Annotated in this window: 15 protein-coding genes; 12 read left to right on the top strand and 3 right to left on the bottom strand. The window is 68.0% G+C overall.

All coding sequences use genetic code 11. From position 1 onward, the window contains the following. The first annotated feature begins 3 nt into the window (after window positions 1-3). The 6 genes from atpA to ABV606_RS02835 all read left to right on the top strand — a co-directional run bounded on the left by atpA (window position 4) and on the right by ABV606_RS02835 (window position 6540). Entirely contained in the window at window positions 4-1641 is a 1638-nt protein-coding gene (atpA, locus tag ABV606_RS02860) for a F0F1 ATP synthase subunit alpha (protein WP_281487270.1), read from the top strand. 95 nt (window positions 1642-1736) lie between these two features. Further along, a complete protein-coding gene (locus ABV606_RS02855; protein ID WP_353988271.1) occupies window positions 1737-2636 on the top strand; it encodes a F0F1 ATP synthase subunit gamma in 900 nt (299 codons plus the stop codon). A gap of 23 nt (window positions 2637-2659) precedes the next feature. Then, entirely contained in the window at window positions 2660-4120 is a 1461-nt protein-coding gene (gene atpD / locus ABV606_RS02850) for a F0F1 ATP synthase subunit beta (RefSeq protein ID WP_353988270.1), read from the top strand. Between the two features lie 2 nt (window positions 4121-4122). Next, window positions 4123-4383, top strand: a complete 261-nt coding sequence (locus tag ABV606_RS02845) for a F0F1 ATP synthase subunit epsilon (RefSeq protein WP_281487273.1) — start codon at window positions 4123-4125, stop codon at window positions 4381-4383. 137 nt (window positions 4384-4520) lie between these two features. Further along, window positions 4521-5261, top strand: a complete 741-nt coding sequence (locus tag ABV606_RS02840) for a YaaA family protein (RefSeq protein WP_353988269.1) — start codon at window positions 4521-4523, stop codon at window positions 5259-5261. A 121-nt stretch (window positions 5262-5382) separates the two neighbouring features. Further along, window positions 5383-6540 carry a DUF4192 family protein gene (locus ABV606_RS02835; protein ID WP_353988268.1) on the top strand — a complete coding sequence of 386 codons (1158 nt, stop codon included), beginning with the start codon at window positions 5383-5385 and terminating at the stop codon, window positions 6538-6540. 112 nt (window positions 6541-6652) lie between these two features. On the opposite strand, the gene ABV606_RS02830 is transcribed toward ABV606_RS02835, so the two are convergent. The 3 genes from ABV606_RS02830 to ABV606_RS02820 are packed head-to-tail and all read right to left on the bottom strand — an operon-like array spanning window position 6653 to window position 9883. Beyond that, window positions 6653-8017, bottom strand: a complete 1365-nt coding sequence (locus tag ABV606_RS02830; protein WP_353988267.1) for an NAD(P)/FAD-dependent oxidoreductase — start codon at window positions 8015-8017, stop codon at window positions 6653-6655. A gap of 1 nt (window position 8018) precedes the next feature. Next, complete coding sequence (locus tag ABV606_RS02825; protein ID WP_353988266.1) at window positions 8019-9422, bottom strand: aspartate aminotransferase family protein; 1404 nt, start codon at window positions 9420-9422, stop codon at window positions 8019-8021. Further along, complete coding sequence (locus tag ABV606_RS02820) at window positions 9419-9883, bottom strand: Lrp/AsnC family transcriptional regulator (protein WP_281487278.1); 465 nt, start codon at window positions 9881-9883, stop codon at window positions 9419-9421. The genes ABV606_RS02825 and ABV606_RS02820 overlap by 4 nt, the downstream gene beginning before the upstream one ends. 122 nt (window positions 9884-10005) lie before the next feature. On the opposite strand from ABV606_RS02820, the gene ABV606_RS02815 reads away from it, so the two are divergent. The 6 genes from ABV606_RS02815 (at window position 10006) to ABV606_RS02790 (ending at window position 22273) form a co-directional block, all read left to right on the top strand. After that, the gene (locus tag ABV606_RS02815) at window positions 10006-11439 is read left to right on the top strand and encodes an aminobutyraldehyde dehydrogenase (RefSeq protein WP_353988265.1); all 1434 of its coding nucleotides are present in this window, start codon (window positions 10006-10008) and stop codon (window positions 11437-11439) included. A gap of 211 nt (window positions 11440-11650) precedes the next feature. Next, window positions 11651-12439 carry a PP2C family protein-serine/threonine phosphatase gene (locus ABV606_RS02810; protein WP_281487280.1) on the top strand — a complete coding sequence of 263 codons (789 nt, stop codon included), beginning with the start codon at window positions 11651-11653 and terminating at the stop codon, window positions 12437-12439. Window positions 12440-12603: 164 nt separating this feature from the next. Next, the gene (locus ABV606_RS02805) at window positions 12604-13977 is read left to right on the top strand and encodes a serine/threonine-protein kinase (RefSeq protein ID WP_353988264.1); all 1374 of its coding nucleotides are present in this window, start codon (window positions 12604-12606) and stop codon (window positions 13975-13977) included. A gap of 26 nt (window positions 13978-14003) precedes the next feature. Further along, on the top strand, window positions 14004-19859 hold the full coding sequence (locus ABV606_RS02800) for an Ig-like domain-containing protein (RefSeq protein WP_353988263.1): 5856 nt from the start codon (window positions 14004-14006) through the stop codon (window positions 19857-19859). A 21-nt stretch (window positions 19860-19880) separates the two neighbouring features. Continuing rightward, entirely contained in the window at window positions 19881-20852 is a 972-nt protein-coding gene (locus ABV606_RS02795) for an AAA family ATPase (RefSeq protein ID WP_281487283.1), read from the top strand. Continuing rightward, a complete protein-coding gene (locus ABV606_RS02790; RefSeq protein WP_353988262.1) occupies window positions 20849-22273 on the top strand; it encodes a DUF58 domain-containing protein in 1425 nt (474 codons plus the stop codon). The genes ABV606_RS02795 and ABV606_RS02790 overlap by 4 nt, the downstream gene beginning before the upstream one ends. Window positions 22274-22325: the final 52 nt, after the last annotated feature.

Genomic DNA, 22325 nt, shown 5'->3' with positions numbered 1-22325 from the left:
AACATGGCAGATATCACCATCAGCCCGGATGAGATCCGCGATGCGCTGAAGGAATTCGCTCAGTCATACGAGCCGGCAGGTGCGACCAAGACCGAGGTCGGCCGTGTCAAGGACGCCGCCGACGGCATCGCCCACGTCGAGGGACTCCCCGGCGTGATGGCGAATGAGCTGGTGCGCTTCCAGGACGGCACGCTGGGCCTCGCGCAGAACCTCGACGAGAACGAGATCGGTGTCGTCGTGCTCGGCGAGTTCACCGGCATCGAAGAGGGCCAGGAAGTCACGCGCACCGGCGAGGTTCTCTCGGTTCCGGTCGGCGAGGGCTACCTCGGCCGCGTCGTCGACCCCCTCGGCAACCCCATCGACGGCCTCGGAGACATCGCGTCGGAGGGCCGCCGCGCGCTCGAGCTTCAGGCTCCTGGCGTGATGCAGCGCAAGAGCGTGCACGAGCCGCTGCAGACCGGCATCAAGGCGATCGACGCGATGATCCCGGTCGGTCGCGGCCAGCGCCAGCTGATCATCGGCGACCGCCAGACCGGGAAGACCGCGCTCGCGATCGACACCATCATCAACCAGAAGGCCAACTGGGAGTCGGGCGACGTCACCAAGCAGGTCCGCTGCATCTACGTCGCGATCGGCCAGAAGGGCTCGACGATCGCGGCCGTGAAGGGCGCGCTCGAAGACGCCGGCGCGATGGAGTACACCACCATCGTGGCCTCGCCCGCATCCGACCCCGCGGGCTTCAAGTACCTCGCTCCGTACACCGGTTCGGCCATCGGCCAGCACTGGATGTACCAGGGCAAGCACGTGCTCATCGTGTTCGACGACCTCTCCAAGCAGGCAGAGGCGTACCGTGCTGTGTCGCTGCTGCTGCGCCGCCCGCCGGGCCGCGAGGCATACCCGGGTGACGTGTTCTACCTGCACTCTCGTCTGCTCGAGCGTTGCGCGAAGCTGTCCGACGAGCTCGGCGCCGGCTCGATGACCGGTCTGCCGATCATCGAGACCAAGGCGAACGACGTCTCGGCCTACATCCCGACCAACGTGATCTCGATCACCGACGGCCAGATCTTCTTGCAGTCCGATCTGTTCAACGCCAACCAGCGTCCCGCGGTCGACGTGGGAATCTCGGTCTCGCGTGTTGGTGGCGACGCCCAGGTGAAGAGCATCAAGAAGGTCTCGGGCACGCTCAAGCTCGAGCTGGCCCAGTACCGCTCGCTCGAGGCGTTCGCGATGTTCGCCTCCGACCTCGACGCTGCTTCGAAGCGCCAGCTCGCCCGCGGCGCCCGCCTCACCGAGCTGCTGAAGCAGCCGCAGTACTCGCCGTACCCGGTCGAGGACCAGGTCGTCTCGATCTGGGCAGGCACGAACGGCCACCTCGACGAGGTGCCGGTCGAGGACGTGCTCCGGTTCGAGCGCGAGCTGCTCGACTACCTGCGTCGCAACACCAAGGTGCTCGACACGCTTCGTGAGACGAACGTGCTCGATGACGCCACCGTCGACACCCTCGGCGCCGAGGTCGCGAAGTTCAAGCTCGAGTTCCAGACGGGCGACGGCAAGCCGCTCATCAGCGCCGGGCGCGAGGAGTTCGACGAGATCGACGCCGATGACGTGCACCAGGAGAAGATCGTCAAGGGTCGCCGCTGAGGCGACGATCCGCAGGCGTGAGCTCCCGGCATCCACTCTGATGGGATGCCGGGGCTCGGCCTACAGAAGCTCAACCGACTGAGAGAAAGAGACACATGGGAGCGCAACTTCGGGTCTACCGGCAGAAGATCAAGTCTGCCCAGACGACGAAGAAGATCACCCGGGCGATGGAGCTCATCGCCGCGTCGCGCATCCAGAAGGCCCAGCAGCGCGTCGCGGCCTCGGCGCCGTACTCGCGCGCAGTGACCCGCGCCGTCTCGGCGGTCGCGACCTTCTCGAACGTGGAGCACATCCTCACCACCGAGCCCGAGAAGGTCGAGCGCGCCGCGATCGTCATCTTCTCCTCCGACCGGGGTCTTGCTGGCGCGTTCAACGCGAACGTTCTGCGCGAGGCCGAAGAGCTGGCTGCGCTGCTTCGCAGCGAGGGCAAGGACGTCGTGTACTTCCTCGTCGGTCGAAAGGCTGTCGGCTACTTCGGCTTCCGCCAGCGCAAGTGGGAGCGCGAGTGGACCGGCGGCACCGACCAGCCGGAGTTCGCGACCGCGCAGGAGATCGGCCAGGCGCTCGTCGAGCGCTTCGTGCAGCCTGCGAGCGAGGGCGGCGTCGACGAGATCCACATCGTGTACAACCGCTTCGTCAGCATGATGACTCAGGTTCCCGAGGTCGTCCGCCTGCTTCCCCTCGAGGTCGTCGAGGGTGTCGAAGAGCCGGGCGAGCACGAGATCCTCCCGCTGTACGAGTTCGAACCCGAGGTCGATGCGGTGCTCGATGCACTGCTGCCGGTCTACATCGAGAGCCGCCTCTTCAACGCCATGCTGCAGTCGGCCGCGAGCAAGCACGCGGCGACCCAGAAGGCGATGAAGTCGGCGAGTGACAACGCCGATGCACTCATCCGCGACTACACCCGTCTGGCCAACAACGCCCGCCAGGCCGAGATCACCCAGCAGATTTCCGAGATCGTGGGCGGCGCCGACGCCCTCAGCTCGGCCAACTAGCACCAGCACAGGAGAGAGAAGACATGACTGACACCGCAACCGCGCCGGTCGCGTCGCAGACCGCTGCCGGCGTCGGCCGTATCGCCCGCGTGACCGGACCGGTCGTCGACATCGAGTTCCCACAGGACGCGATTCCCGAGATCTACAACGCGCTCACCACGCAGGTCACGATCGGCGAGCAGACGAGCCAGCTGACCCTCGAGGTCGCGCAGCACCTGGGTGACAACCTGGTGCGCGCCATCGCCCTGAAGCCCACTGACGGCCTCGTGCGCGGTCAGGAGGTCACCGACACGGGCGAAGCCATCTCTGTGCCCGTCGGCGACGTGACCAAGGGCAAGGTCTTCAACGTGACCGGCGACGTGCTCAACCTCCCCGAGGGTGAGAAGCTCGAGATCACCGAGCGCTGGCCGATCCACCGCAAGCCCCCGGCATTCGACCAGCTCGAGTCGAAGACGCAGCTCTTCGAGACCGGCATCAAGGTCATCGACCTGCTCACCCCGTATGTGCTCGGCGGCAAGATCGGCCTGTTCGGTGGCGCAGGCGTCGGCAAGACCGTGCTCATCCAGGAGATGATCCAGCGCGTGGCGCAGGACCACGGTGGTGTCTCCGTGTTCGCCGGCGTCGGCGAGCGCACCCGTGAGGGCAACGACCTCATCCACGAGATGGAGGAGGCCGGCGTCTTCGACAAGACCGCGCTGGTCTTCGGCCAGATGGATGAGCCGCCCGGAACGCGTCTTCGCGTCGCGCTGTCTGCGCTGACCATGGCGGAGTACTTCCGCGATGTCCAGAAGCAGGACGTGCTGCTCTTCATCGACAACATCTTCCGCTTCACGCAGGCGGGCTCTGAGGTGTCGACGCTACTCGGCCGCATGCCGTCGGCGGTGGGCTACCAGCCGAACCTCGCCGACGAGATGGGCATCCTCCAGGAGCGCATCACCTCGACGCGTGGTCACTCGATCACCTCGCTGCAGGCGATCTACGTGCCGGCCGACGACTACACCGACCCGGCCCCGGCGACCACGTTCGCCCACCTGGATGCGACGACCGAGCTCAGCCGTGAGATCGCATCGAAGGGTCTGTACCCCGCGGTCGACCCGCTGACCTCGACGAGCCGCATCATGGACCCCCGTTACCTGGGCGAGGACCACTACCGCGTCGCGACGACCGTGAAGCAGATCCTCCAGAAGAACAAGGAGCTTCAGGAGATCATTGCCATCCTCGGTGTCGACGAGCTCTCCGAGGAAGACAAGATCACGGTGTCGCGTGCGCGCCGCATCCAGCAGTTCCTCTCGCAGAACACCTACATGGCGAAGAAGTTCACCGGTGTCGAGGGCTCCACGGTGCCGCTCAAGGACACGGTCGAGTCGTTCGACGCCATCGCTCGCGGTGACTTCGACCACGTTGCCGAGCAGGCCTTCTTCAACGTCGGTGCGATCTCCGACGTCGAGGAGAAGTGGGCGCAGATCCAGAAGGAGAACGGCTGATCATGGCTCAGCTCCAGGTCAGTGTCGTCTCGGCCGACCGTGAGGTGTGGAGCGGTCCCGCTCGTCAGATCGTGGCCCGCACTACCGAGGGTGAGATCGGCATCCTCGCCGGTCACGAGCCCATGCTCGCGATCCTCTCGACTGGCGAGGTGCGCATCACCAACCTCGACGGCACCGTGTCGACCGCCAAGGCCGACGGGGGCTTCTTCTCGGTCGAGCACGACAACGTGACGATCCTGGCGGGCCAGGCCGAACTGGTCTGATCCCGCCGACGAACGGCCGGCATCCGCGTCAACGCGCTGGATGCCGGCCGTTCGCGTTCCCGGGGAGCGGTCGAGTTCCCGGGGAGCAGTCGAGTGCCCGCCCGGCATCCGGATCCGCCCGCCGGTATCCTTGTCGGGTGCTCCTGCTCCTGCCGCCCTCCGAGACCAAACGCGACGGAGGCGAGGCAGGCACCCGACTCGCTGTCGATTCGCTGGCGTTCGGTGCGCTCTCGCCTGAGCGCACCGCCGTGATCGAGGCGCTGGTCCGTCTTTGCGCTGACGACGAGGCCGCGATCGCGGCGCTCAAGCTGGGGCCGAAGCAGCGCGACGAGGTCGAGCGCAACAGGCGCCTGACCGAGGCGCCGCTGCTCGCCGCGATGGACCGGTACACAGGGGTGCTCTATGACGCGCTCGATGCTTCATCGCTCGACGCTGAGCAACGTCGCTTCGCGGGGCGGCACATCGCGATCCACTCGGCGTTGTTCGGCCCGCTCAGCGCGCTGGACGCGATCCCTCCGTACCGGCTATCGCACGACTCCCGCCTTCCCGGGATGCCGCTGAAGCGTCATTGGCGTGCAGCGGTGGGGCAGGCCCTCAGCGAGGCGCACGGACTGGTGCTCGACCTGCGTTCCGAGGCGTACACCGCACTCGGTCCGGCTCCTGATGGGTCGTACTTCGTGCGGGTCGTGACCGAAGACGCAGATGGTCGCAGGCGCGCGCTCAATCACTTCAACAAGCAGGCGAAGGGCCAGTTCGTGCGCTCGATCATCGAAGCCGGCATCGAGCACACGGGCGCCGATTCCCTGCTGAGCTGGGCAGCGGATGCCGGCATCCGCATCGGCCACGGTGCGCCAGGCGAACTCGAGCTCGTCGTCTGACTCGGCGAGCGACCCGGCCGTCTTGGTCGGGGCGCTGTTCGCAACCCCTCCACAGCCCATGGTGTTGCACCGATCCCGCGACGCGCATTCACGGCCGTGAACCGTTCGCGAGAGTCGTCGGATGGAAACCATCGTCAAGGCCTCGCGTCCCGAACAACTGCTGGCGATCGTGCCGATCCTCGTCGGTGTGCAACCGGTCGAGAGCGCGGTCTTCGTCGCGTTTCGTGGCAAGCGCAGCCAGGGGGCCTTGCGAATCTCGCTTCCTCCTGATGAGCATGAGCCGGCGTCTGCCGCAGCGGCCTGGGCGATCGGCACGCTGTGCAAGGTGCGCGAGGTCGACTCGGTGGCGCTTGTGGTCTACAGCTCGACCGGCTCGGCAGGGGAGTCGGGCTCGCAACTGGTGGCTGCCGCTCTCCATGCCGCCGACAGAGCAGGCTTCGGCGTGCGCGAGGCCCTCTGGGTGGGTGCGGAAGGCTGGGGCTCGTACTTCGAGCCGGAATCCGCGCCGCGGCCGCTCGCGTTGATCGACGAAGCACTGAGGGAGCACCGGGCGGAGGCCGACCTGCCCGACTCCCCGAGTATCACCTCCCTCGCCGAAGTGCGGCTGCCCCCGGCCGCGTACCTCGCAGCCTTCGACGGTGCCCTCGACCGCTTCGATCCGCCGCCGTCGCTCGAGAGGGCGTGCGACGAGGTGCTGCGGATCCTCGATGAGCATTTGCAGCCGGATGCCGGGCAGCGAGAGCCGATGCCCGCAGAGCATGCCGCGGCGCTCGTCGCTCTTTCGCACAGTCCTGTGCTGCGCGATGTGATGATGCTCCACAGCGCGTTCGGCAACAGCGCGTTCGGCAACAGCGCGTTCGGCAACAGCGCCTTCGGCAACAGCGCCTTCGTCGGAAGCCGACTCGCGAGCGAAGTCCACAGCCGTGACATCGCAAGGAGCGTGCTCCCAACCTCGCACGCTGAGGATTCGGCGGCGTACGCCGAGGCTCTGGAGCTGGCTTCTCGCCTGCTGATCGGCGAGGGTCCGCGACCTGATCGCGCTCGGCTCGGGCGCGCGATCGAGGTGTTCTCGTGGCTCGCAGGAGCCGCGAAGGAATTGGCCGCGCCCGCGCTCACCGTGCTGGCCTGGCTGCACTGGACCTGCGGGCTCGGCTCGGTCGCCGGTGAAGTGCTCGACCGCGCGAGAGAGCTCGAGCCCGACTACGGCATGGCTCAGTTGCTGGAGCAGGTGCTGCGCTCAGGGAAGCTGCCGGAGTGGGCGTTCAACCCCGATGCCTGATCGCCGTGGAAGCCTTCCACCGTGCAGCGTGCTCCGCTGTGCAGCGTGCTCGTCGCGCGGCACGTTGCCGCGCGGTCGGGCGCCATCAGACTCGGTCGACCTTCGCCTCGCGTCACCCGCCTGTGAGAGGCGCGATGGCGCGGGCGATCAGCGACGGTCTGCCGGTGAGGCGCTCCTCGGCGTCCGCCAGTGCAGTCGCGACCAACCCGCCATTCGCGCCGATGAATCGCCACGGCTCGGGCTCCCACCGAGGCGACCGGTGGTCCACCCACGGCAGCCGAGTCAAGGGGTCCTCGGCATCGGTGAGCAGCGCGGCAAGCGTGCGACCCGCGATATTGGTCGTGCTGACCCCGTCGCCGACATAGCCGCCGGCGGTGGCGATTCTGCTGTCACGGTCGAACTGCACCGATGCGTGCCAATCGCGCGGCACTCCGAGCGGTCCACCCCACCGGTGCGTGATCTCTGCGCCTTTGACTGCGGGGAACAGGTCCTCGAGCGCGTGGCGCAGGTGACGGAACACGCGATCATCGCGGTCGAAGGCGGGGTCGATTCGGCTGCCCCAGTGGTAGCGGGCTCCGCGGCCTCCGAAGGCGAAGCGATTGTCGGCAGTGCGCTGGCCGTACACGAGCAGGTGCCTGAAGTCGCCGAAGGTGTGACCGTGCTCGATGCCGATCTCGTCCCAGAACGCGTCCGGTAGAGGCTCGGTGGCGATCATGAGCGAGTACAGCGGCAGGGCATCGCGCTCGGTCTGGGGCACCCGCGCTCTGTATCCCTCGAGCGCGATCACGATCTGGTCGGCGGCCACGCTGCCCTGCGCCGTGCGCACGAGTCCCGGCTGCCATTCGAGCGCCTCGGTGCCCTCGTGGATGACTCCGCCGAGCCTCTCGACCCGTTCGGCGAGTCCGCGCACCAGTTTCATGGGGTGCAGCCGTGCAGTGGCGGGGTCGTGGACGGCCCGGATCGCCCTCGTCGCCCCGCGGTGCGGCACGAGTTCGAGGCGGTCGACGCCGTACTCGGCGGCTTCGGCGAGTTCCGCCTCCGCGCGCTTGGCTTGCGCACGTCCGCGCACGAAGCTCAGCGTGCCGCCTTTCACGAAATCGCAGCGGATGCCTTCGGCTTCGACGACGCGGCCCACCTCATCGACCGTGTCGAGCATCGCTTGCCGCATGGCGATGGCAGCCGAGCGGCCGTGCCTCCGCTCGAGCGCGCTCGCCGACGCGGGAAATAGTGCGGAGCACCAGCCGCCGTTCCTCCCGGAGGCGCCGAACCCGACCTGCTCGCGCTCCAGGACGCGCACACTCAACCCGGGGCGAGCCTGCAGCAGGTAATAGGCCGTCCAGAGCCCTGTGAGCCCACCGCCCACGATCGCGACATCCGCAGCGAGCTCGCCCGTGACCGCAGGACGAGCAGGAACCGAGGCGTCCACCGTGTCGTGCCAGAGCGACACGGTGGACGCCGCCTCAGTCGCGGGAGCCACGTCAGATGCGGTTTCCGGCTTCGGTGAGCACCTCGCGAAGGATGCCCTCGATCTCGTCGAACTGCTCGGGGCCGATCGTCAGCGGCGGCGCGAGTTGCACGACCGGGTCGCCACGGTCGTCGGCACGGCAGTACAGACCGGCGTCATAGAGCGCCTTCGAGAGGAAGCCTCGCAGCAGCCGCTCCGACTCCTCATCGTTGAACGTCTCCTTCGTGGCCTTGTCCTTCACGAGCTCGATGCCGAAGAAGTAGCCGGCGCCGCGCACATCGCCGACGATGGGCAGGTCGAGCAGCCGTTCGAGGGTGGCGCGGAACAGCGGCGAGTTCTCGCGCACGCGCTGATTGAGCCCCTCCTCCTCGAAGATGTCGAGGTTTTCGAGTGCCACCGCGGTCGCAACCGGGTGCCCGCCGAAGGTGTACCCGTGATAGAAGGTCGTGTCGCCATGACGGAAGGGCTCGAAGATGCGATCGGAGACGATCGTGGCACCGAGGGGAGCGTACCCGCTGGTGATGCCCTTGGCGCACGTGATCATGTCGGGCACGTAATCGAACGCATTGCAGGCGAACATCTCGCCGATCCGGCCGAACGCGCAGATGACCTCATCGCTCACGAGCAGCAGGTCGTACTGGTCGCAGATCTCGCGCACCCGCTTGAAATACCCGGGCGGGGGAGGGAAGCATCCGCCGCTGTTCTGCACCGGCTCGAGGAAGATGGCGGCGACCGTCTCGGGCCCCTCGAAGAGGATCATCTCCTCGATGCGGTTCGCGGCCCAGAGACCGAACTCCTCGAGCGACCCGTCGAACCCCATCTCGTGCGCGCGGTAGTAGTTCGTGTTCGGCACACGGAAGCCGCCCGGCGTGACCGGCTCGAACATCTCCTTCATGCCCGGGATGCCGGTGATCGCCAGTGCACCTTGCGGCGTGCCGTGGTAGGCGACCGCCCGTGAGATCACCTTGTGCTTCATCGGACGACCGCGCAGCTTCCAGTACTGCTTTGCGAGCTTGAACGCCGTCTCGACGGCCTCGCCCCCGCCGGTGGAGAAGAACACCCGGTTCAGATCGCCCGGCGCGTAGCCTGCGAGCCGCTCCGAGAGCTCGATCGCGGTGGGGTGGGCGTACGACCACAGCGGGAAGAAGGCGAGTTCCTCTGCCTGCTTCGCGCCCGCCTGTGCCAGCCTGCGGCGGCCGTGGCCGGCGTTCACCACGAACAGGCCGCTCAGGCCGTCGAAGTAGCGCTTGCCGTCAGCATCCCAGATGTAGTGGCCGTCTCCGCGTGTGATGATGGGCACCGAGCCGCCTTGCTCGAGCACGGAGTGGCGCGCCATGTGCATCCACAGGTGGTCCTTCGCCTGCTGCTGCAGACGATCGACGTCGGTTCGAGCAGGTCCAGTCATCGTGTCGGTCATCGTGTTCCCCAGTCGTAGTGCTGTTTGTGGAGCCTCAGGTAGACGAACGTCTCGGTCGCCTGCACACCCTCGAGTGAGCGGATGCGCTTGTTCAGCAGTTCGATCAATTGGTCGTCGTTCTCGCAGACGACCTCGATCATGAGGTCGAAGGTGCCGGCGGTGAGCACGACGTAGTCGACCTCCGGAAACCGGCCCAATTGCTCGGCCAGCACTGTCGTGTCTCCGCTCGCGCGGATGCCCACCATGGCCTGACGGTAGAACCCGAGTTGCATCGGGTCTGTCACAGCCACCACTTGCATGACACCCTGGTCGGTGAGCTTCTGCACGCGTTGCCGCACCGCGGCCTCGCTGAGACCGACGGCCTTGCCGATCTCGGCGTACGACCTGCGGCCATCGCTCTGCAATTGCCGGATGATCGCTTTGGAGACGTCGTCAAGCGGCGGCGCCTTACGGGATGCCATGCGTCGATTCTGACAGTGATATACCCACATCTCAAGCGAATCAGTGTTGTTTCGGCCGGTATGCCACTGAAAACGAAGCAGCAGGTGCTCGACTTCCGCGCGGCCGCCGCTAGGGTGGCCGCATGAGCCGAATCCTTGGAAACTTCATCGGGGGTCAGAAGGTCGACGCGCTCAGCGACGAGCGGTTCGACCTCATCGATCCAGCCACCGAATCCGCCTACGCGTCATCGCCGATCAGCGGCGCTGACGATGTCGATCGCGCCTTCGCCGCGGCCGAGGCGGCGTTCCCCGAATGGCGCGACGCCACGCCCTCCGAGCGGCAGCTCGCGCTCTTCCGCATCGCGGACGAACTCGAACGGCGGGCGGACGAGTTCGCCGATCTCGAATCGCAGGACACGGGCAAGCCGCGCGCATCGCTCGTGGAGGACGAGATCATGCTCTCCGTCGATCAGATCAGATTCTTCGCCGGGGCCGCCCGGAACCTCGAAGGGCGCAGCGCGGGCGAGTACATGCGCGACCACACCTCGGTGATTCGCCGGGAGCCGATCGGCGTCGTCGCGCAGGTGACCCCCTGGAACTACCCGCTCAACATGGCCGTGTGGAAGTTCGCGCCCGCCCTCGCGGCCGGCAACACCACGGTGCTCAAGCCGAGCGATACGACGCCGCAGACCACCCTGCTGCTCGCCGAGATCGCTGCGGAGTTCCTGCCGCCCGGGGTCTTGAACGTGATCCTCGGTGACCGCAGCACGGGCGCGAAGATGATCGACCACCGCACACCGCAGCTCGTCTCGGTGACCGGATCGGTGCGCGCCGGCATGGAAGTGGCGCGGGCGGCCTCCGGAGACCTCAAGCGCGTGCATCTCGAACTCGGAGGCAAGGCACCCGTCATCGTCTTCGACGACGCCGACATCAGTCGCGCTGTCGAGGGCATCGTCTCAGCCGGGTACTTCAACGCCGGCCAGGACTGCACCGCGGCCACTCGGGTGCTCGCCCAGGCAGGCATCCATGACGAGTTCGTGACGGCGCTCGCCGAGTACGCGACGACGCACGTCAAGACGGGCGCACCGGATGCCGAAGGCATCCTGTACGGGGCGCTCAACAACGCCGACCAATTCGCCCGGGTCACCGGCATGCTCGAAGCGCTTCCCGACCACGCGACCATTCGCGCGGGCGGGCAGCGCCAGGGCGACCGGGGCTACTTCCTGGAGCCGACCGTCGTGAGCGGACTGCGGCACGACGACCCAGCGAGCCAGCAAGAGATCTTCGGCCCCGTGATCACCGTGCAGCGCTTCGGCGACGAGGCGGAGGCGCTCCGTTCCGCGAACGGCGTGCAGTACGGGCTCGCGTCGAGCGTGTGGACTCGCGACCACGGAAGGGCGATGCGCAGCGCCAAGGCGCTCGACTTCGGTTGCGTATGGATCAACACTCACCTGCCGGTCGTGGCCGAGATGCCCCACGGCGGCTTCAAGCACTCGGGCTATGGTAAAGACCTCTCGATGTACGGGTTCGAGGACTACACGCGCATCAAGCACGTCATGTCGTACATCGGGGAGTGACCCCTCAGAGTCGATGCACGGCCGCGGCCGAGAGAGCGCGCGCTTCGGCTCGCGCGATCTCGGCCGCTCGCCCAGTTCGTGCGTGATCACGTCGGCGGTGCGCAATAGAGTTGAAGGGCGGTCTCCGTTTCGGGACCGCCCGCTCTGCGCCATCGCCGCCGCGGCGCCCCCGCGACCATGACGGGGAGCGCCCAGACTCAGAAAGCACACCGTGACCCAGATCGGCCCCGACGTCACCGACCACCGGATCGTGCTGCCAGGTGAAGCCGGCTCGGTGACACTCTCCTGGGCGGCTGTCACCGATACCGGTCGCAAGCGCGACCACAACGAAGACAGCGTGATCGCTCAGGCGCCGATCTTCGCCATCGCCGATGGGATGGGCGGCCACTCCTACGGTGATATCGCGAGCGACGCGGTCGTCTCGCGCCTGGCCGAGCGTCTCGTCGGCACCGTCGCGACGATCAGTGAGATCGAGGAGTCGCTGGTCGCGGCATCCGGAGACATCGACAAGGCATCCGAGACAGCGCTCTTCGGTGTCGGCACCACCGTCACCGGGGCTGCCATCGTCGTGCACGAGGGCGTGCCCTCCTTCCTGGTGTTCAACGTGGGCGACAGCCGCGTCTACCTCTACGACGACGAACGGTTGCACCAGGTCACGGTCGACCACTCGGTGGTGCAGGAGATGGTCGACGCAGGGCTGATCAGCGCCGACGAGGCGGAACAGCACCCGGACAGCAACGTCATCACCCGGGCGATCGGCTTCGGCGCCGCGCCGCAGCCCGATTACTGGACGATCGCACTGCGGCCGGGCCAGCGCCTCCTGGTGTGCTCCGACGGGCTGACGAAAGAGGTGCCCTTCGGGCGCCTCGAGAGCAGGCTCGCCGAGCGCGGCGCTGCGGCGGACACCGCCCGCGCACTGGTCGAAGAGGCGCTCGAGCACGGCGGCCGCGACAACGTCACGCTCATCCTGGTCGACGTCGCCGAGGTCGCCGAGGCGTAGTCCCGCTCGGATGCCTCCGCGGGCTCTGGCCGACGCGCGGCCCACGCCCCTTCGGGGGCCAGAAGGGTGCGCGCGAGAGAAGCCGCTGCCTACAATTGGCACCATCGAGGCCGGCTTACCCGGGGGGAGGGGCATTGACTCGACGGCTCCCGTCACAACCCCCGGTGCTCCCCGGTTTTTCGTACCTGCACGCCCTTGGTTCGGGCGGCTTCGCCGACGTGTTCCTCTACGAGCAGGGGATGCCGCGTCGGAAGGTCGCCGTGAAAGTGCTGCTCAGCGAGGTCGTCGACGAGAACGTCCGCCGCATGTTCCAGTCCGAGGCGAATCTCATGGCGCAGCTGAGCTCTCATCCGTCGATCCTCACCGTCTACCAGGCGAGCGTCGCGTCCGACGGCCGTCCGTATCTGGTCATGGAGCTCTGCTCGGGAGCGCTGGCCGAGCGCTATCGACGGGCGCCCCTGTCGGTGCTCGAAGCACTGCGTATCGCGATCCGAATCGGCAGCGCGGTGGAGACCGCTCACCGGGCCGGGGTTCTGCATCGCGATATCAAGCCGTCGAACATCCTGCTCACTGCGTATGGTCACCCCGTGCTCGCAGACTTCGGTATCGCGGCTTCGCTGAGCGAACTGGCGAACGACGAGCTCGTCGGCATCAGCATTCCCTGGTCGGCGCCCGAGGTGCTCGCTGAGGAGACCGCCGGTTCGATCGCAAGCGAAGTGTGGGCTCTCGGCGCCACCGTGTACTCGCTGCTCGCCGGGCGCTCGCCGTTCGAGATTCCGGGTGAGCAGAACGGAGCCAACGAACTCAGGGCACGCATCGCGCGAGCAAAGCTACCGCCGCTCGGCAGACCCGACGCCCCAGCGAGCCTCGAGGCGGCACTCAAGCGCTCGATGTCGCGCCGTCCCGAGCAGCGTCAACGGAGCGTGCTCGAGCTGGTGCGCGACTTCCAGGCTGCGGAGCGCGAGCTCGGCGGCGAGGCCACCCCGATCGACGTCGCGATGGACGACTGGGCGCTGGCATCCATCGCCGAACTCGACGACCGCACGCTCGTGCGCGGCAACGGCGGCCGTGCCGTGGCCGGCGGCCGTCGCCGTCGCCGAAGCGGCTCCCCCTCCGTGGCGACGCTCGTGCGCCACTCATCCGATACGCACGCGCCCGGCACCGGCCCATCGCCCGAGCAGCGCCGCAACCAACTGCTCACCTGGCTCCTCGCAACGGTCGCGATCGTGCTCATCGCCGTCGGCACCGTCGCGACCATGTCGCTCATCAGGGCGAAGCCCGGTGAGATACCCCGCGTCGCCAACATCGGAGCCGAACGGTCCGCAGACTCGGTGCGCTTCAATTGGGCGGATCCGGGGATGACGAACGCCGACCAGTACTCCGTGCACCTCGGCGACAACCCGCCCGTGATGCAGCGCACCAACGAGTTCATCGTCGACGCGCAGCCGGGTGACCGCGTCTGCCTGATGGTCGTGGTGAACCGCGACGGCCGGAACGGGGAGCCGTCGGATCAGAAGTGCGTTGAGCTCCCTGAGTGACGCTGCAGGATGAGTGATTCCGCCGCATGATCGACAAGTCCTGGTTCACGGCGAGGCGGCGCGGGATCGCGACGATCCTGAGCGCCTCGCTGATCGCTGGGGCGATCACGGGCGCGGCGGTGCTCTCGGACGGATACTCGGCGCAGCAACTCGACCTCGACCACGCTTCGGTCTGGGTCTCGAACAGTGAGCAGCAGCTCATCGGCCGACTGAACACGCAGCTCCCGGCACTGGACACCGCAGTCGAGCTCGACGCGCCGGCCACTCGCATCCTCCAGACGCCGTCAGCGCTGCTCGTGGCCGACAGCGCCAATGCGAGGCTCGACGTGATCGACCCGGCGACTGCGGAGCCGGCGGAGAGCGTCGCACTCCCTCCACAGGCGCCCGAGCTCGCCATCGCGGGAGAGACGCTCGCCGTGCTCGCAAGCGACACGGGAGAGCTGTGGCTCCACCCAGTCCAGGATGCCGGCGGCTTCGATTCGACGGATCCGCCGTCACTCAGCCTCGGAGCGGGGTCGATGCTCGCCGCATCCGATGGGGGAGCGGTCATCGTGCTCACGCCGGAAGGCGGTCGGCTGAACGTCATCGACGGCTCGTCCGGCGCTCTCGAGGAGCGCATCGACCTCCCGCTCGAGGGGCAGGGCGACTATCAGCTCGCGGTGATCGGCGACGGCTGGGCGGTGCTGGATCGCGGCGAACGCGTCCTGTTCGTGCCCGGCGGGCGCATCGATCTGCAAGACGTGCTGGCGCCGGCATCCATCGCTCAGCTGCAGACGTCGTCGGCGTCAGGCGACCACGCCCTGATCGCCACCGGCGACGCCATCATCAGTGTGCCTCTCGGGGGCGGTTCGCCGCGCCAGGAGGAGATCACGGTGGTCGGGGCTCCAGCCAGGCCGGTCGTCGTCGGATCCTGCTCGTTCGCGGCGTGGAGCGGCGGCGCGTTGTGGCGCGACTGCGGTGGTGGGGCGAACGAGATCCTGCCGCTCGAAGGCATGTCCGGTCGAGCCGCGCTCGAGTTCGCGGTGAACGGCGACCATGTCGTGCTGAACGATACGGAGGGCGGCGCCAGCTGGGCGGCGCAGGCCCGAGGAGAACTCGTCGACAATTGGGACGGGCTGGTTCACGAGCGCGAGGAATCGGAGTCGCCTCAGCCCGATGACGCGCAGTCCCCGCCGGAGCTCGAGCGCACCCAGCGGGCACCGGTCGCTGTCGATGACGAGTTCGGCGCGCGCCCGGGGCGCACGACGGCGTTGCCGGTGCTGCTCAACGATTACGACGCCAACGGCGATGCGTTGGTGATCGACTCCGTCGCTCAGATCGACGAGACGCTCGGCCGGCTCGAACTGGTCGCGGAGCGCCAGCGTGTGCAGCTCATGCTCGTGCCGGACGCGCAGGGCGTGTTCTCCTTCTCCTACACGATCAGCGACGGACGAGGCGGCACCGCGTCGGCGACGGTCACCGTCACAGTTCGGGCTCCCGGTGAGAACTCGCCCCCGATTCAGGCCCGCAGCAGCACCGCCGTCGTCGAGACCGGGGGCGCGGCGACGGTCAATGTGCTGGGCGACTGGGTCGATCCTGATGGCGACCCGGTGTATCTGGTGTCGGCGTCCACGGCGGCCCCCGACACAGTGACCCATCGGCCCTCAGGGTCGGTCATCTTCAGCGAGCGCGGTGGGGTGGGCGCTGTGCGAACGGCCGCGCTGGTCGTATCGGACGGGCTCGCGGAGGCGGCCGGCGCACTGACCGTCGAGGTTCATCCCTCTTCATCGACGCCGCTGAACGCCGAGTCGTTCGCCGTGATCGCAACCGCAGGAGATCCGGTCACCGTCGCCCCTCTCTCTCATGTGCGCGGCGGCAGCGGCACAGTGCGACTGAACGCCGTACCAGCCCGTCCCGGATCAGTGATCTCGCCCGATTTCGACAAGGGAACGTTCACCTTCCGAAGCGAGCAGGTGCGCACCCATCTCGTCGAATACGTTGTCGCCGACGCCAACGGCACCGCCTCGGGAGTGGTGCGGATCGAAGTGCAGCCCAGGCCGGATGCCGGTGCGAAACCGATCACGGTGCCGAAGACGCTGTTCGTGCGCACCCTCTCCAGTCAGGCGATCGATGTCACGCTCACCGACGTCGACCCGGCGGGTAGCGTGCTGCTGCTCACGGCGATCGAGGACACGCCGGCAAGCGCCGGCATCCGAGCCGAGATCGTGGAACAGCGGGCGGTTCGTGTGACGCTCACGGCTCCGCTGACCGGCGGCACCGCGCAACTGGGCTACACCGTGTCGAACGGCGTCGCCTCAGCCGAGGGCACGGTCACGATCATCGAGATCGCGCCGCCGCAGAGGCCGCAAGTACCGGTCGCTGTCGACGATGTTGCGGATGTCCGCGTGGGCGCGGCCATCGACATTCCGGTGCTCGCCAACGACTATCACCCGGACGGCGACTCGATCACGCTCTCGCCCCAACTCGTACAGGAAGTCGGAACCGGCGGTGGTCTGCTGTTCGTCTCCGGCTCGGTGCTGCGGTATCTCGCGCCCGCAGTCCCCGGCGTCTATACCGCGGTATATGAGATCACCGGACCCGGAGGAGGCGCGGCCCAGGCGCAACTGACGCTCAATGTGCGAGAGGTCGTCGACACATCGAACCGAGCGCCCTCGCCGCGCACGGTCACCGCGCGCGTCTTCACCGGCGACGAGATCGAGATCGCCATCCCCTTGGAGGGAATCGACCCCGACGGCGACCCGGTGCAGTTACTCGGGCAGGAGACCAGCCCGGAGCGCGGCGCCGTGACGGCAGTGAGCGACTCGTCGTTCACCTACCGGGCTGGAGACTACTCCGCCGGCACGGATGAGTTCCGGTACACAGTGGCTGATGGGCTCGGTGCACGAGCTACCGGGCTCGTGAGGGTGGGAATCGTGCCCCGCACGGGTGCTCTGCCCGCGCCCGTCGCGGTGGAGGATCACGTCGCCGTGCGCCCGGGTCGAAGCGTGCTCGTGCCCGTGCTCGAGAACGACATCGACCCAGCAGGCACCGAACTCGTCGTCGTCGCTGCGGAGCCCGGCGAAGCCACGGTCAAGGCGGAGATCGTCGATGGCGACGCGGTGCGGGTGACGCCTCCGGACCGCGCCGGTCGCTACGGCGTCGTGTACACCATCGAGAACCGTTTCGGCGGGCGAAGCTCCAACTACATCACAGTGGTCGTCGATCCAGCAGCGCCGCTCGCGCGGCCGATCGTGCGTGATACCGCGCTCGAGCTCGCTGACATCCTCGATCGTGATGAGGTCGACGTGGATGTGCTCGCCAATGTGTTCTTCGCCGACGGCCCCGTCTCGCAATTGCGGCTCTCGCTCGTTCCGGGGTTTTCGGCGAACGCAGAGATCACGGATGACGGCACCGTGCGGGTAGCCGTCGCTCAGCGACGCCAAGTGATCCCATTCGCCGTCGCCCACCCAGCCGACCCCTCGATCGTCAGCCACGCCTTCATCAAGGTGCCCGGTCTTGCCGATGCCCTGCCGCAGCTCGACCGCACGGCGCCTCCACTCACCGTCGTGAGCGGAGAGGAGCTCATCGTGCCGCTGAACGACCGAGTCATCTCCGTCGGCGGCAGCGTGCGGATCACCGACACCGCCAGAGTGGTTGCCACGCACTCCGACGGATCGAATCCGGTCGTCGATTCCGAGACGCTCCGCTTCGTGTCGGCGCCCCTGTACTTCGGCCCGGCGTCGATCACGGTCGAGGTCACCGACGGCAGGCGCGCAGACGATCCCGAAGGCCGTGTTGCGACGCTCGTCGTGCCGATCACGGTGATGCCGCAAGAGAACCAGCCTCCGCAGTTCAGAGGCGCCCTCGTCGACTTCGAGCCGGGCCAGGAACGCACATTCGACCTCCTGCGCCTCACCACGTACCCGTACCCCCACGACCTCGGCGAGCTCCGGTTCTCGATCCTCGACCCCCGACCGAGCGGGTTCGACGTATCGCTGTCGGAGCGCACGCTGACCGTCCGCGCACACGAGTCGACTCCCAAGGGAACCGCTGCGGCGGTGTCGATCGGCGTTGCGGACGCCGCCGCGGACGGCACTTCGGGGCGCATACGAATGCGAGTCGTCGCGTCGAGTCGGCCACTTGCGAAGCCCGCTCCCGACACCGCGACCGTCAAACGCGGCGGCTCGACGTCGGTCGACGTGCTCGCCAACGACTTGGCGGGCAACCCGTTCCCGGGCTCTCCGCTCACCGTGACCGCCATCCGCGGGATCGACGGCGCCTCGCTCCCGGCCGGAATCACGGTCGCGCCCGGCGGGGGCGGCAGCGTGCTCGCCGTCTCGGCGTCGGCCCAGGCCGAACCGATCGACGCGACCCTCCAGTATCGAGTCGAAGACGCGACCCGCGACCCAGAACGGGCAGTATGGGGCACCGTCACGATCTCCGTGCAGGACGTTCCGGGTTCGATGACGCCGCCGGTGCGTGCCGCAGGTGCGCATCAGGACGGATCGCTCACCCTGCAGTTGACCGCGCCTCCGGCGAACAACTCGCCCATCGTGCGATACGAGGTGTCGAGCAACAGCAATGGCGGATACCGACACGATTGCGGTGCGACGCTGCGCTGCACCCTCACCGACCTGGTGCCGGGGGCACGGTACGAGTTCGTCGTGGTAGCGGTGAACGGCATCGGAGCCTCCCAGCCGAGTGCCGCCAGTGCGCCGCTCGGCTCGGACTATCTGCCCGCCGCCCCCGCGAGAGTCACCGCGACGGCGACCGCTGCAGCGCCCTCCGGAGGCGCTGTCGACGTGTCGTGGGCCGCCATCCCCGACCCCTCGCCGGGCTCCGCAGTGATCGACTATGTGATCATCGCCACTGGGGCAGATGGCCATGTCGTGCGGCGCGAGGCACCGCGTGGTACGACGGCAACGAATATGGTGCTGCGACCGGGCGTCGACTACACCGTGACCGTGCATGCGCGCAACGGTGCGCATGCGGGGGCCGAGGAGTGGCGCCGGGGTTCCGCTGTGGTGCGACCGGTCGGCCCGCCGTCCCCGACCGAGCCGGCGCCGAGCGCCGCATCGTTGCCCGACGGCTCGGGCCGGATCGTTGTGCAATGGGGTCCCAGCCGTCCGAACGGCGCGGCATCCGTGACGTACTCCGTCGCCCGCTTCGATGCCGGTGCGGCCCTGCCGGCGGCGTGCGGCCCGGGTTCTGCGAAGCCGGGCCAGATCTCAGGCGCCGCGGTCAGTTCCGGCTGGGTGGACTCGGACACCTCCGATGGCGCGGGCTACCGCTATGTCGTGTACTCGGACAACGGGCTCTACTGCACCGTGTCGGCCAGCCCGCCGGTCGAGTCCAAGCGGCCGCCGGGAGAGGGCCGTGGCTCGGTCAGCGTGCAGGCCCATGGCGACACCGGCCAGTTCGACGTGCGTGTCGACGCGCTCGGCGTGGCGAGCGGAACCGCCGTGCGATACGAGGCCCGACTCGGTGGGGGAGCGTGGCGCCCGGTGGCGGTCGGCGATTGGCTCACCTCGGCTGCGGATGCTTCCGTGTACGGAGTCGCTCAGCGCGTTGAGATCCGCGGATGCCGCGACTCCGGATCGCAATTCTGTGGTGCCGCGTCGAGTCCCATGAGCGTGACACCGGTGAACACTCGCGTGGCGAGCATGACGACGTGCACGCCGGGCGAGCTTCCGGTCGCAGCCCCGCCGGCAAACGCCAATTCCGGGCAGGTGACCTATCGCTTCAGCTACGCCGACGCGCAGGGCGTGTTCGGTGCGTTCGCCTTCGACGAGCGCGACCGAGTCCCGGTCGGTGCAACGCAGGTGAGGGTTCGGGCTACGGTGTCGCTCGGCGGCGAGCGGTACACCGACCCCGCCTTCGGAGGCGCGTTCGCATGCCAGTGATCACCACGACAAGGAGACCGAGTGACGACGACAGCTGAGCAGGCCGCATGGTTCGCCGACACCTTCGGCAGGCTCGTGACGAACGTCGAACGGGTGCTGCTCGGCAAGTCGCATGTGATCCGCCTGGCCTTCGTCGCGCTCATCAGCGAGGGACACCTGCTCATCGAGGATTACCCCGGCACGGGGAAGACCTCGCTCGCTCGAGCAATGGCTCAGTCGGTGCGCGGGACCAACTCGCGGATCCAATTCACCCCCGATCTCCTTCCCGGCGACATCACCGGTGTGAGTATCTACGACCAGCGCGCCCGCGAGTTCGAGTTCCATCGCGGGCCGGTCTTCGCCAACATCGTGCTCGCGGACGAGATCAACCGCGCGAGCCCCAAGACACAGGCCGCGCTGCTTGAAGTGATGGAGGAGTCACGGGTCACCGTGGACGGCGAGTCGCACCCCGTGCCTCGGCCCTTCATGGTCATCGCCACCCAGAACCCCATCGAGCAGGCGGGTACCTACCGCCTCCCCGAAGCGCAGCTCGACCGGTTCATCATGAAGACCACCATCGGCTACCCCGACCACGCCTCGACGATGCGCATCCTGGGCGATGCCGCCATCCGGGCGCACGACACTGAGGTGCCGGAGATCGTCACCGCCGAGGTCGTCGCTGAGATGGCGGGGCTCGCAAGAGGGGTGCATGTCGATGTCTCGATCAATGACTACGTCTCTCGCCTGATCGATGCCACTCGCGGCGCCGAGGAAGTGCGCCTCGGGGTCAGTGTGCGGGGTGGGCTCGCCCTGGTGCGATGCGCACGCGCGCTCGCGGCCGCGAACGGCCGCCATTACGTGGTGCCTGACGACATCAAGCAGCTCGCCGATCCGGTTCTCGCGCACCGACTCGTGCTCGACGCCGAGGCGGAGTTCGACGGGGTGAGTGCCTCGAGCGTCATCGCGCAGGTCGTGCTCGAGACACCGCCCCCGAGTGAACGGCAATCGGGGTGACGCCGCACCGCTCGGCCACCCGCAGCGGATGGGGCACCTCCGCTGCCGCTGCCGAGGTTGATCCGGGGGACTACGCGACCGCCACCGCGGCGATCGGCAATCGGCGGGAGCGGATCGTCGGCTCCCGCACAGGGCCGATCGCAGATGCGGTCGTGGCCAGCGCGCGATTCCTTCGATCATTGCGAGCAGCAGCTGACGCGGTCATCCACCGATTGCGAGCGGGTGTGACACCGCTCGGCTGGTCATTCGCGGCCATCACACCGTTCGCGCTCGCCGGAGGGTATCTCCTGGGCATCGTCGAACTCGTACTGCTCGGCGCGGCCGGCCTGGTGCTCCTTGCTACGGCCACCGCCTACCTCATCGGCCGCGCGCCGCTGCGTCTGGAACTGCGGCTTGCGCGTGACCGCATCGTGGCCGGCGAGGTCGCCAAGGGCACGATCACCGCTACCAGCACCGCTCGCCGGCACGGCTCGGTCATCGTCGAGATCCCAGTGGGAGAGGGCCTCAGCGAGGTGATCATCCCGCCCGTCGGGCCGGGGGTCCGGCAGCACCAGGAGTTCACGATCGGGATCCGCGATCGCGGTGCATACGAAATCGGTCCGGCGCGAACGATTCGTGCTGACCCTTTTGGACTGGTGCGCCGCGAGCTGGAGTGGGGAGCACCGCAGCTTCTCCGTGTGCACCCCCGAACCATCGCGGTGCCGGCGACCAGCTCAGGCCTCATCCGCGACCTCGAGGGGAACCCGACGCGGGATCTCTCTTCGAGCGACATCTCGTTCCACGCTCTGCGCGAGTACGTGGCCGGCGACGAGCGCCGCAACATCCACTGGAAGGCGAGCGCGCGCACCGGAACCTTCATGGTCCGCGAATTCGAGCAGACCCGGCGCAGCCGGATCATCGTGGCGCTCAGCCTCGCACAGGCCGACTTCGCCGACGAAGCGGAGTTCGAACTCGGCGTCAGCACAGCAGCGAGCCTCGGAGTGAGAGCGGTGCGCGACGGCCGTGACCTCTCAGTGATGGTGAGCGCTCTCACGCCGGAGTACGCCAAGCGCCGGGTGGCCGAGGTGCGCACGTTGCCGAGCACCACACCCGTGCGCCTGCTCGACGAGTTCGCCGCCGTGGGGGCTGCCCTGACGGCGCTCCCCATCGCCGACCTGGCCAGAGCCATCGGTGATCGCGCCACCGATACCTCGGTGGTGTTCCTCGTTGTGGGCTCCACACCCACGCTTCGAGCGCTCCGCGGTGCTGCGGCGCGCTTTCCCCTCGGCGTGCAGGTCATCGTCGTCGTGTGCGAGCCGGAGGCCGTGCCGGGCATCCGGAGCGCAAACGGAATGACAGTTCTCACCATCGGGCACCTCGATGACCTGAAGTCGGCCCTGTCGAGGTCACTGGCCTCGGCCCGAACCGCACGCCTGCCATGAGGTCGAGCACCCGACCCCCGCGATCCGCCGGCCAGAAACGGAACGCCCTGGT

The sequence above is a fragment of the Ruicaihuangia caeni genome (genome assembly GCF_040536845.1).
Taxonomy (GTDB): Bacteria; Actinomycetota; Actinomycetes; order Actinomycetales; family Microbacteriaceae; genus Ruicaihuangia; species Ruicaihuangia caeni.
This window is presented reverse-complemented; position numbering and strand designations above follow the sequence as displayed.